The sequence below is a fragment of the Pseudomonas abieticivorans genome, from assembly GCF_023509015.1.
In the GTDB taxonomy this organism is placed as follows: domain Bacteria; phylum Pseudomonadota; class Gammaproteobacteria; order Pseudomonadales; family Pseudomonadaceae; genus Aquipseudomonas; species Aquipseudomonas abieticivorans.
In genome coordinates this window covers 3,473,314-3,484,840 of sequence record NZ_CP094975.1, presented here as the reverse complement: position 1 = coordinate 3,484,840, position 11,527 = coordinate 3,473,314, and the positions used below count along the sequence as shown (strand labels likewise).

The following is an 11,527-nucleotide window of genomic DNA, read 5'->3' as shown; positions in this document are numbered from 1 at the left end:
CGCGGATGAATCCGCCCCTACCTGGAGTCAATGTGAATCATCGTCCTTCCAGGGCGCTTGCAGGTACCGCGTGCGGTTGAAGGTTTCCAGCCACTCGGGGCAAAACACCACCAGCGCGCTGACGATCATCCCGTTGATAAACGCCTCGGGGAATATGATCAGCCACAGGTAGCCAATAAAGTCCCAGATCCACTCCGGCATCGCGAAGCGACCGTCTACCCAAAGCAAACCCAGCCCCGCCAACACGCACAGCAAGGCCGCCAACGCCGCAGGAAAGAACCCTGAGCAGAAGATGTACACGAAGGGATTTTTCGGCTGTGCCCGCTCGACCAGAATCGCGCACACCTCGGTCACCAACACCGGCAGGCCGATCAGCAGCAAGCCATTGATCCCGCCTGCAACCAAGTCCTGGCGCCCCATCAGGATCAGCCCGACCTGCGCCACCAGCCCGCCAAGAATCGCCAACGGCCAGTCCAACAGCAAGGTGACCGCCGTCATGCCGATAAAGTGATACGAGACACCGGTATCAAAGTCGCGCCGCACCAGCCACAACAGGAAAAGGCCCAACACCGTGCCAAACAGCAAGTGCTGGCGGCGGGTGTCGCTGAACAGCTCAACCCAAGGTGCGCGCAACGCGGCCCACGCCAGCAACGGCACATACAGGCACCAGCCAACGCTCAACGTCTCGCTGGACAGCACCTGCGCGCTGATCATTTTTTCGCCTGTTCCAACGCTTGGCGCAGGGCGGTGGCATCGCTGAACTCATGCTGCGCTACCACGCGCTGGTGATCGAGCTCGACCCACAACACTTGGCCGGCCTGGGCCGGATACTGCGGTGCGATACGCCCTTTGCGATCCAGTATCACCCGGTAGTTGTAACCGCGCATCGCCGGCACCGCGAACAGCTTGGCGATCAACGCCGGCATTTTCTCGACATCCGCCAGGAACACCGCGTCACGCTGCTCCAGATACCCCTTGGGCTGGCCCTGCATCGCCGTGTCCAGCAACTTGGCGCCGTCCATGTCCCGCGCCACCAGCAAAACCCGCGCCTGTGGGTTCAAGCTGTAGGGCTGATCGAACTGGTCCAGTAAGGTCCAAGGCGCCACGCTGTCGCCGGTTTCCAGGGCCATGGCCCAGGTGGGCAGCAGGCTGAGCAGAGCGATGGGCCAAAACTTCATAAGGCAATATTCCTCAGGTAAAACCACTGAATAGACTTTAGCCAGTTTACACCCGTGGCGTTTTCCACTGGTTTTGCCTTGCCAATGGAACAGCGCTTCCAGCAATGCGCATTTGAACGCTAAGCTTACCCCCATGGATGACTCAGACTACTTGCGCCTGCTCACCATTCAGGCCGAACAAGCCAATACGTTCCTCTCCAACGCCCGCAAGTGGGAACGCGAGCGCTGGGTGTGCGAGCGTTTGCTGCAGGGCTTGAACATTCCGTATCGCGCCGAGGATTTCGCCGCGGCAGGCCAGGAGCCGCCGGACGTATTGTTCCGCGATGCCAGTTTCGAGGTGTTTTTTGTCCTCGACGAAGGCCGTCGCCTGAACGATGAGTGGCGTGAGGAGTTGCAGCGCCGGCGCAGTGCCTTTTCCCTCAGCCAACTGGTGCGCCGCGAGGCCCGGCCCAAGCGCATTGGCGCGCCGGAGCTGTTGCAGCGCCTGGCGCCGACCCTGCGCAAAAAGGCCCACAACTACAAGGAGCGCGGCCTGGACCTGGGCGAGCTGGACATCATCGCCTTCGCGGCGCTGAAGCGTGAGGTGCTGGACCTCAACAGCCATTTCCCTCCACCCACCGAATACCTGCGCCAGGGCTGGCGCTCGCTGTCCTTGGTGGGGCCGACCTTTGCCCGGGTGCTGTTCGCCCACCCGGATGCACCGGACTTTTTGCGCAGCAACCTGGGCCGCAGCATCGTTTTTGATGTGGGCATCAGCCTTTAATGGATTGCTGGCCGCGCCAGTGTTACAAAGAGTGACTGCTGAACGCTGTAGCGTTTACGCAGTCTGAAGCGTCTACCGAAGAGGCCAACATGACCAGCCGACTCAACCCCGACGACCAGCAACGGGTCGATGAGTACCTGCAACTGCCCCAGCATCGAGTCGAGCGCCGCGCCTTTCGGCCCTGGCTGCTCCTTGTGGTGGTATTGGTTGCAGTGATCGGGTTGGGCCTGTTGAGCCGATTCTTGAGTTACCTGGTGCTATGAGCTGCCTTGCGCTCGCCCATTTCGCCCGCCATGCGCGGGCGCCCTCTATTGAGCCGAATTTTGTAAACCTTATGAGTACTTTCCATGACACATCGTATCGTGATTGTCGGCGGCGGCGCCGGCGGCCTGGAGTTGGCGACCCGCCTGGGTAAAACCCTGGGCAAGCGCGGCACCGCCAACGTAACCCTGGTAGACGCCAACCTGACGCACATCTGGAAGCCCTTGCTGCACGAAGTGGCGGCCGGCTCCTTGAACTCGTCCGAAGATGAGCTGAACTACGTCGCCCAGGCCAAATGGAACCACTTCAAGTTCCAGCTCGGGCGCATGAGCGGGTTGGACCGTGCTGGCCAGCAAATCCATTTGGCGGCGACCCTGGACGAAAACGGCGAAGAGTTAGTGCCAGCCCGTTCCATCGGCTACGACAGCCTGGTGATCTCGGTGGGCAGCACCACCAACGACTTCGGCACCCAGGGCGCGGCCGAGCATTGCCTGTTCCTGGACACCCGCAAGCAGGCCGAGCGCTTCCACCAGCAACTGCTCAACCACTACCTGCGGGCCCACGCCGGTGATGACACGCAACAGCAAATCAGCGTGGCCATCGTTGGCGCCGGTGCTACTGGCGTGGAACTGGCCGCCGAACTGCACCACGCAGCCCACGAACTGGCCGCCTATGGCCTGGGCAAGATCGAGCCGCAGAACCTGCGCATCACCGTGATCGAGGCCGGCCCACGGGTGTTGCCAGCCCTGCCCGAGCGTATCGGCCAGCCGGTGCACAAGACCCTGGAAAAACTCGGCGTGACCGTGCTCACCAACGCCTCGGTCAGCCAAGTGACCGCCGACAGCCTGATCACCGCCGACGGCAAGGTGATCCCGGCCAGCCTTAAAGTGTGGGCGGCGGGCATTCGTGCACCGGGCTTTTTGAAAGACATCGACGGCCTGGAAACCAACCGCATCAACCAACTGCAAGTGCGCCCGACGCTGCAAACCACCCGTGACGACAACATCTTTGCCTTCGGTGACTGCGCTGCCTGCCCGCAACCGGACAGCGACCGCAACGTGCCACCCCGCGCCCAGGCGGCTCACCAGCAGGCCTCGTTGCTGGCCAAGTCGTTGAAGCTGCGCATCGAGAATAAGCCGCTGCCGGAGTACCGCTACAAGGACTACGGCTCGCTGGTATCGCTGTCGAGCTTCTCGGCGGTGGGCAACTTGATGGGTAACCTGACCGGCAGCGTGATGCTGGAAGGGTGGCTGGCGCGGATGTTTTACGTGTCGCTGTACCGCATGCACCAGATGGCGCTGTACGGGATGTTTCGCACGGCCATGTTGATGCTGGGCAGCCGGATCGGGCGCGGGACAGAGCCGCGGTTGAAGTTGCACTGATAGACCGCAGCTCTTTTCGCGGATGAATCCTACAGGCGATGGTTGCCTGTGGAATTCATCCGCAAACCAGCCGAGTCACTGCTTCTTGCGATACGCCATCGAATCATCGATGCGCTTCAAAATATAATCCCCCGCCGCCACCGGCGCGTAACGACTCTCCCCTGCCGCTATCCCCAGATCACAGGGGTCCACCACTGCCTCATAGGTGGGGTCAAAAAACGTCGCGATCGAATAGCGCTCGTGCCCGGACTTATTCACCACCCGGTGCAAGGTCGAGCGGAAGCGATTGTTGGACCAGTGCGCCAGCAAATCCCCGACGTTAACCACCAAGCTGCCCGGGATCGGCGTGGCATCTACCCAGCTGTCGTTGCGCAACTCGCGCACCTGCAGGCCGCCGCTGTTGTCCTGGTACAGCAAGGTAATGCAGCCGTAGTCGGTGTGCGGCGCCACGCCGAATTGGTCGGCCTGGGCCATGGGCGGGTGCGGTGGGTAGTAGACCATTTGCGTGCGCTGCAAGGGCTTGCGGTACTTGCCCAGGAAGAAGTCTTCGGCGATGCCCAGCCCCGATGCCACGGCGGTCAGCAGGTCGGCGCCGGCCTTGCCGATTTCCTGGTAGTACTCAGCCAACGCCGGTTGCAGTTCGGGCATGAACGCTGGCCACTGGTTAGGCCCGCGCAAGGCCTGGCCGGCCACCACGCAAGGGTCGTCCTCGGGCAGCTCCAGGCCGATGCTGAAAAATTCCTTGTGGTCGGGCTTGGTGGCTTCATACATCAACGCCCCGCCCAAGGCGTGCCAGCCGCGATGGCGAGTGTTGACCGCGACCTGGCGCTTGGCATCGGCAGGGTGGGCGAAGAAGGTGCCGGCGGCGGCCATGGCGCGGTCGATCACCGGTTGTGGCACACCGTGGTTGATGATGTAGAAAAAACCGATGTCGACACAAGCCTGGCGGATGGCCTCGCCCGCACGGCGGATGCTGGCCGGGTCTCGCTCGCGAACACCCGACATGTCGATCAAGGGCAATTGTGCTGGGGCGGTCATGCTTCACTCCTGTTCAGGGATGAGGGGCCGGACGACTACCGGTATATACAGGAATAAGCATTTACTGTGCCGCCCTTTCCCGCGCGTGCCACAACACCTGACACCAACGCCTCGGCCAACCTCACGGCGACAAAAGCCCCGCACACATTGCCCCACGGGTGTGCACGAAGACCCCATCTGGTGCAACTTTAGGTGACAGCGCCCTGCGCCAACCTTGACCTATAATTTCAGCCAGGCCCGTGGAAACGGCCCGCCGGGTAGAAAACAAAGATCTGGCCTGCATCTTGCCTAACCTGTATATACAGGATCATATAGCTATCCTCACCCATCCCTCTTCATCAGGATTCCCGTCATGCCAGCGACTCTGCATATCCAGCCCGGCCACTTCGACCTCGACCAGTTGCGCGCCATCTACCAGCAGCAGGTGCCGTTCGAACTCGACCCGTCCGCACGCCAGGTGGTTGCCGACAGCCAGCGCACCGTGACCGAAATCATTGCCAGCAAACGTACCGTGTACGGCATCAACACCGGCTTCGGCCTGCTGGCTCGTACCTCGATCCCCACCGAGTCCCTGGCCAAGCTGCAGCGCAACCTGTTACTCAGCCACTGCACCGGCACCGGCGTGCTGCTGGATGACGCCAGCGTGGCGCTGATCATGGTGCTCAAGGTCGCGTCCCTGGCGCGCGGCTTCTCTGGCGTGCGCTGGGAAGTCATCGAAGGCCTGAGCAAGCTGTACGCGGCGAAGGTGTTCCCGTGCATTCCTTCGCAAGGCTCGGTAGGCGCCTCGGGCGACCTGGCGCCGTTGGCGCACATGTCGGCGGTGCTGATCGGCGTGGGCCGCGTGCGCCACCAAGGTCGCGAAATGGATGCGGTCGAGGGCCTGGCCCTGGCTGGCCTGGAACCGATGACCCTGGGCCCGAAAGAAGGCCTGGCGCTGATCAACGGCACACAGGTGTCGACCGCCCTGGCCCTGCGCGGCCTGTTCGCCACCGAGAAACTGTTCAGCGCTGCCGTCGTGGCCGGTAGCCTGACCGTTGAAGCCCTGAAAGGCTCTGACGTGCCGTTCGACCCGCGCATCCAGGCCGTTCGCGGCCAGCCGGGGCAGATCGACGTGGCGGTGTATTACCGCGAGCTGCTGGCCACCAGTGAGATCCGCGAATCGCACCGCGACTGCACCCGCGTGCAAGACCCCTACTCCCTGCGCTGCCAGCCACAGGTGATGGGCGCCTGCCTGGACCACATGCGTTTTGCCGCCGGCGTGTTCCTGCGTGAGGCCAATGCCGTGTCCGACAACCCGTTGGTGTTCAGCGCCGACGGTGACGTGCTGTCGGGCGGCAACTTCCACGCCGAGCCGGTGGCCATGGCCTCCGATGTGCTGGCCTTGGCCATCTCGGAAATCGGCGCGCTGTCGGAGCGGCGCATCGCCCAACTGGTAGACCCGGCACTGTCTGGCCTGCCAGCCTTTTTGGTGCGCGAAGGCGGCCTGAACTCCGGTTTCATGATCGCCCAGGTAACCTCCGCCGCCCTCGCCTCGGAGAACAAGACCCTGGCCCACCCGGCCTCGATCGACAGCCTGCCGACCTCGGCCAACCAGGAAGACCACGTGTCCATGGCCACCTTCGCCGCCCGCCGCCTGCTGGACATGGCCGGCAACAGCAGCGCCGTGGTCGCCATCGAGCTGCTCGGCGCCGCCCAAGGGGTGGACTTGCACGCACCATTGAAAACCTCGGAGCTGCTCACCGAGGTCATGGCCTTCATCCGCGAAGAAGTCGCCCACTACGACGAGGACCGCTACTTCGCCCCAGACATCGCCGCCGCGCGCGCCTGGGTGGAAAACGGTGCGTTCGGCCGCTGGTTGCCGTTCGCCCGGCTGCACGGCTAAGCCGCCATGCGCCGCTACCACTCGGGCCGCGACTTTACCCGCGCGCACAGCATCGCCGAGTTGGCGCACCTGGCTCGGCGGCGCCTGCCGCACTTTGCCTGGGAGTACCTGGAGGGCGGCGCCGAAGAGGAACACACCCTGGCGCGCAACCGCCAGGGCTTCGCCGACATCGGCCTGGCACCGCGCACCCTGGTGCCCTGCAGCACCACGCACACCGGCCGAACCCTGTTCGGTCGCGACTTGCCGCTGCCCATGGCCATCGGCCCGACCGGCTACAACGCGATGCTATATCGCGATGCCGACATTCATTTGGCCCGCGCCGCAACCGAACGCGGGCTGCCGTTTACCTTGAGCACGGTGTCCACCAGCTCCCTTGAGGAGGTGGTGCAGGCCGTGCCGGAGGTGAACCTGTGGTTCCAGCTGTATTGCCTGCGCAGTGCCCAGGTCCAGGAAAGCCTGCTGGCCCGCGCCGAGGCGGTGGGTTGCAGCACCCTGCTGCTGACCAGCGACGCGGTAGTGCTGGGCAATCGCGAATGGGACCGGCGCAACTTCAGCCAGCCCCGCCAGTTGAGCTGGCGCAACAAGTTCGACGTGCTCGCCCACCCGCGCTGGATGCTTCAAGCGTTATGGCCAAAGGGCATGCCGAGCATGGGCAACTTGCAACCGTACCTGCCCGCCGAACAGCGCACCGCCGCCGGGGCCGCGCATTTTATCGGCGCGCAGATGGACACCGCGCTGGATTGGGACGCCCTGGCCCGCCTGCGTGACCGCTGGCAGGGCCGCCTGTTGCTCAAGGGCGTGCTGCACCCGGCCGACGCCGAGCAAGCCGTCGCGCTGGGCCTGGATGGCCTGGTGATCAGCAACCACGGCGGTCGCCAACTGGACGGTGCACCGGCCAGCATCGATTGCCTGCCCGCTATCGCCGCCGTGGCCCAGGGCAAGCTGAGCCTGTTGCTGGACAGCGGCGTGCGCCGTGGCAGCGACATTCTCAAGGCTTGCGCCCTGGGCGCCGATGCGGTGCTGCTGGGGCGCGCCACCCTGTACGGCGTGGCAGTCGGCGGCCAAGCCGGCGCCGGCCATGCGCTGGACGTGCTGGCCCGGGAATTGCGGCTCGCGCTGGCCTTGCTCGGCCAACCGAACCTCGCCCAACTGGACCGCCACTGGCTGAACACGCGCCTTTAACTTTCATTGCTTGAGTGCACGCCATGAACGATTTGCCCCACGTACTCGAACTGCTGCGCCAGGCCCTCGGCGAGTCTGCCGTGTTGACGGGCCAGGCCATCAGCCCGCGCCACCACAGCGACTGGACCGGCCACGCCCCGCAGTGCCCCGCCGCCTTGCTGCTGCCGGGCAGCACCGAACAAGTGGCCAGCGCCTTGCGCCTGTGCAATGCCGCCGGCATCAGCGTGGTGCCCCAGGGCGGCATGACGGGGCTGGCCGGCGGGGCCGTGCCGCGTGCCAATGACATCGCCCTGAGCCTTGAACGGCTGCGCGGCATCGAAGAGATCGACAGCGCCAGCGCCACCATTACCGTGCGTGCCGGCACCACCCTGGAGCAGATCCAGCAGGCGGCCAACGAGGCCGGCTTTTTGTTCCCGCTGGACCTGGGCGCGCGCGGCTCTTGCCAGATCGGCGGCAACATCGCCACCAACGCTGGTGGCAACGCAGTGATCCGCTACGGCATGACTCGCGACCTGGTATTGGGTCTGGAAGTGGTGTTGGCCGACGGCCGCGTGTTGAACCTGATGAACAAGATGATCAAGAACAACTGCGGCTATGACCTGAAACAGTGCTTTATCGGCAGCGAAGGCACGTTAGGGGTCATAACCCGCGCGGTGCTCAAGCTGGCCCCGCAACCGGCTGAGCAAACGACCCTGCTGTGCGCCTTGCCCGACTACGCCAGCGCCGTGGCCCTGTTGCGCAAGGTGCAACGCGAGGTGGGTACGCCCCAAGCCTACGAATTGATGTGGCAAGACTTCTTCCGCCTGGGCGTGTCGTGGCTGGAAACCCCCGTGGCGCCAATGCCCGACGACTACCCGCTGTACGTGCTGTTCGACACCGCCGCGCCGCGCGAGCAACTGGAGCGATGCCTGGAAGCGGCCATGGCCGAGGGCCTGGTCAGCGACGCGATCTTTGCCAACTCCCACGCCCAGGCCCGCGCCCTGTGGAAAATTCGCGAGGCCACCGGCGAGTTCCCGATCCGCATGGTGCCACTCAATTTCGACGTCAGTCTGCCCATCGGCCAGATCGGCGATTTCGCCGACCTGTGTCGCCAACGCCTGGATCAGCGCTGGCCGGGCAACCACAGTGTGTACTTCGGCCACATCGGTGACAGCAACCTGCACCTCACCGTGGACTGTCGCTCGCTGCCGGTGCCCACGCCGCTGCTGGAAGTGGAAGAGCTGGTCTATACCGCCGTCGGCGAGCTGGGCGGTTCGGTGTCGGCCGAACATGGCATCGGCCTGCTCAAGCGCGAGTTCCTGCACCATTCGGTGGGGCCCGAGGCGCTGCACGCCATGCGCCAACTCAAAGACAGTTTCGACCCCAAAGGCATCCTCAACCCCGGCAAGATTTTTGAAAGCCAACCTGTATATACCGGTATGGCACGCTAACTGCAGCAGTCAAATCGGCAACCTATTTCCTGTAGGAGCATCCGCGAAGAACGCGCCGAGGTGTATCTGATGTAACACGGCGTGGCTTTCGCGGATGAACCGCTCCTACAGGGACGCAGCATCCCCCCTGGTTCTGATGAAGGAGTTTTCCATGCAACTCGATTTTCAGTTCAGCAAGACACTCGTTAGCCTGTGCCTGGCCCTGACATTGGGCACGGGTGCGGTCGCCGCCCATGCCGACCAACTGGCCGATGTAAAAAAAGCCGGCGTGCTGGAGGTGGGCACCGAACTGCAGTTCGCGCCTTTCGATTTCCTGGAAAACGGCAAGCAGACCGGCATGAACGCCGAACTGTTCGCCGAGCTTGGCAAGGAACTGGGGGTGAAAGTGCACTTCCTAGACCTGCCATGGCCGAGCGTGCTGCCGGGGCTTGAAGCGAAGAAATTCGACGTGGTGGCCGGGCCGATCATCGTCACCCAGGCGCGCAAGGAGCGTTACCACTTTATGCTGCCGATCGCCGAGGCCACCGTGGCGCTGATGGTCGGCGCCAAGGATGACAGCATCACCAAGCCTGAAGATATTTCCGGCAAGACCGTGGGTGCCGGCAAGGGCTCGGCCCAGCTCGAAGAGCTGAAGGCCTTCGCCAAGACCCTGCCCAAGGAGGTGACCATCCGCGAGTACGTCGACAATAACCAGGCCTATGCGGACCTGGCGGCCAAGCGCATCGTCGCCGTGGCCAACTCGCTGCCCAACGTGTCCTACGTCGCCGCCCAGCGCAGCAACCTGTACAAAGTGGTGATGCCGCCCTTTGGCAAGAAATCCTACTTCGCCTTCCTGGGCCGCAAGGATGCCGACGCCGACAGCCTGATTGCCGCCCTGGACGCCGCCCTGCTGAAAATGCACGACGACGGTCGCCTGGCCGCCCTGCAGAAAAAATGGCTAGGCGCGCAAATGGATGTTCCCAAGGCGGACTTCACGCCCACCTGGTAACCCGCCGCCCCGGTGGTCGGCCCTCACAGGCCGGCTGCCGCGTGCGATCCCGTCACCACCGTTTTCCACGCTGGAGTCGCCACGATGTTCGATTGGCCCCTGCTGCTACAGAACCTCCCCCTATTGCTCAACGCGCTGCTGATCACCTTTGAGGTATCGGTGGCGGCCTTGTTCATCGGCTTCTTCATCGGCGTAGGCGTGGGTGCGTTGCGCCTGTCGCCAGTACCCGCTCTGCGCCGCATCGGTGGCGCCTACATCTTCGTGTTCCGCGGCATTCCGCTGTTGGTGCAGTTGCTGTTCATCTATTACTTCTTGCCCCGTGCCGGCCTGCCTAACGTGTCGCCCATGGCTGCGGCGGTCATCAGCCTGTCGCTGTGCGCCGGCGCCTACATTGCCGAAATCATGCGCGGCGGCTTTCTGGCCATCCCCGGCGGCCAACTGGAAGCGGCCGGCCTGCTGGGCCTGAGCGCCGGGCAGATGCTGGTGCGCATTCGCGTGCCCCAGGCGGTGCGCCTCACACTGCCTGCGCTGGTGAATGAAATGATCCTGCTGATCAAGGCCTCATCGCTGGTGTCGGTGGTGGGCCTGGCCGACCTGACCCGCACCGCGCAAAACATCGCCGCCAGCGACTACATGTTCGTGCAGGACTACCTGATGCTGGCGGCCTTCTATTGCCTGATCAACATGCCCCTGGCCGCCTGCGGTGGTTGGCTGGAGCGGCACATGAAGGAGTCTGGCGCATGATTTTCGACCCCAGCGTCATCACCGATCATTTGGGCGAAATCGGCCACGGCTTCCTCGTTACCCTCGGTACATGGAGCGGCGGCGTGATACTGGGCCTGGCGCTGGGCATGCTGATCGCCGTGGCGCAGTTGTTCGGCAACGCCTTTGTCCGCGCGCCTCTGCGGGTATTTATCGAGGTCATCCGCAGCACACCGTTCCTGGTGCAACTGTTCCTGATCTACTACGGCGGGCCGTCGTTCGGCCTGGAACTGGACCCCGTGCCCGCCGGTGTTCTGGGCTTGGCGGTGTACGGCAGCGTGTATTTCGCGGAAATCTTGCGCACCGGTTTCGAGTCAATCAACCGCGGCCAACTGGAGGCCGCCGACTGCCTGGGCATCAGCCGTTGGCAATGCATTTTCCGCATCCAGGTGCCACAAATGCTGGTGATCATTTTGCCGGCGCTGGTCAACCTGGTGACCATCCTGTGCAAAGAAACCGCCGTGCTGTCGATTATCACCATCCCGGAACTGACCCTGGTGCTGACTGGTATCGGCTCGCAGACTTTTGCCTTTGTCGAAACCCTGCTGGTGCTGTGCATCGGCTATCTGTTGCTGGTGGAAGCCTGCTCGCGCGTGGGCATGTTGCTGGAAACCCGTGTTGGCCGATTCATGCAAAGAGGTACCCGATGAAAACGAACAGC

At 63.6% G+C, this 11,527-nt stretch carries 12 protein-coding genes; 9 read left to right on the top strand and 3 right to left on the bottom strand.

The genetic code is table 11. The features are described 5' to 3' along the window. Positions 1 to 27 precede the first annotated feature (27 nt). Positions 28 to 714: an energy-coupling factor ABC transporter permease gene (locus L9B60_RS15975; RefSeq protein ID WP_249671616.1), complete on the bottom strand. Its 687-nt coding sequence runs from the start codon at positions 712 to 714 to the stop codon at positions 28 to 30. Next, positions 711 to 1,178: an FAD/FMN-containing dehydrogenase gene (locus tag L9B60_RS15970; RefSeq protein ID WP_249671615.1), complete on the bottom strand. Its 468-nt coding sequence runs from the start codon at positions 1,176 to 1,178 to the stop codon at positions 711 to 713. The genes L9B60_RS15975 and L9B60_RS15970 overlap by 4 nt, the downstream gene beginning before the upstream one ends. 133 nt (positions 1,179 to 1,311) lie before the next feature. On the opposite strand from L9B60_RS15970, the gene L9B60_RS15965 reads away from it, so the two are divergent. The 3 genes from L9B60_RS15965 (at position 1,312) to L9B60_RS15955 (ending at position 3,584) form a co-directional block, all read left to right on the top strand. Then, the gene (locus L9B60_RS15965; RefSeq protein ID WP_249671614.1) at positions 1,312 to 1,941 is read left to right on the top strand and encodes a DUF1780 domain-containing protein; all 630 of its coding nucleotides are present in this window, start codon (positions 1,312 to 1,314) and stop codon (positions 1,939 to 1,941) included. Positions 1,942 to 2,030: 89 nt separating this feature from the next. Then, positions 2,031 to 2,204, top strand: a complete 174-nt coding sequence (locus L9B60_RS15960; protein WP_249671613.1) for a DUF3094 family protein — start codon at positions 2,031 to 2,033, stop codon at positions 2,202 to 2,204. Between the two features lie 84 nt (positions 2,205 to 2,288). After that, positions 2,289 to 3,584: an NAD(P)/FAD-dependent oxidoreductase gene (locus L9B60_RS15955; RefSeq protein WP_249671612.1), complete on the top strand. Its 1,296-nt coding sequence runs from the start codon at positions 2,289 to 2,291 to the stop codon at positions 3,582 to 3,584. A gap of 75 nt (positions 3,585 to 3,659) precedes the next feature. On the opposite strand, the gene L9B60_RS15950 is transcribed toward L9B60_RS15955, so the two are convergent. Further along, positions 3,660 to 4,622 (bottom strand): isopenicillin N synthase family dioxygenase, encoded by a 963-nt coding sequence (locus tag L9B60_RS15950; RefSeq protein ID WP_249671611.1) that lies wholly within the window; start codon positions 4,620 to 4,622, stop codon positions 3,660 to 3,662. Positions 4,623 to 4,974: 352 nt separating this feature from the next. Here L9B60_RS15950 and hutH point away from each other — a divergent pair, with 352 nt between their 5' ends. The 6 genes from hutH to L9B60_RS15920 all read left to right on the top strand — a co-directional run bounded on the left by hutH (position 4,975) and on the right by L9B60_RS15920 (position 11,516). Next, a complete protein-coding gene (gene hutH, locus L9B60_RS15945) occupies positions 4,975 to 6,504 on the top strand; it encodes a histidine ammonia-lyase (protein WP_249671610.1) in 1,530 nt (509 codons plus the stop codon). Positions 6,505 to 6,510: 6 nt separating this feature from the next. Continuing rightward, on the top strand, positions 6,511 to 7,686 hold the full coding sequence (locus L9B60_RS15940; protein WP_249671609.1) for an alpha-hydroxy acid oxidase: 1,176 nt from the start codon (positions 6,511 to 6,513) through the stop codon (positions 7,684 to 7,686). A 23-nt stretch (positions 7,687 to 7,709) separates the two neighbouring features. Next, positions 7,710 to 9,116 (top strand): FAD-binding oxidoreductase, encoded by a 1,407-nt coding sequence (locus tag L9B60_RS15935; RefSeq protein ID WP_249671608.1) that lies wholly within the window; start codon positions 7,710 to 7,712, stop codon positions 9,114 to 9,116. A gap of 151 nt (positions 9,117 to 9,267) precedes the next feature. Further along, positions 9,268 to 10,104 carry a transporter substrate-binding domain-containing protein gene (locus tag L9B60_RS15930; RefSeq protein WP_249671607.1) on the top strand — a complete coding sequence of 279 codons (837 nt, stop codon included), beginning with the start codon at positions 9,268 to 9,270 and terminating at the stop codon, positions 10,102 to 10,104. Positions 10,105 to 10,188: 84 nt separating this feature from the next. Further along, complete coding sequence (locus L9B60_RS15925) at positions 10,189 to 10,848, top strand: amino acid ABC transporter permease (protein ID WP_249671606.1); 660 nt, start codon at positions 10,189 to 10,191, stop codon at positions 10,846 to 10,848. Then, a complete protein-coding gene (locus L9B60_RS15920) occupies positions 10,845 to 11,516 on the top strand; it encodes an amino acid ABC transporter permease (RefSeq protein WP_249671605.1) in 672 nt (223 codons plus the stop codon). The genes L9B60_RS15925 and L9B60_RS15920 overlap by 4 nt, the downstream gene beginning before the upstream one ends. The last annotated feature ends 11 nt before the right edge of the window (positions 11,517 to 11,527 follow it).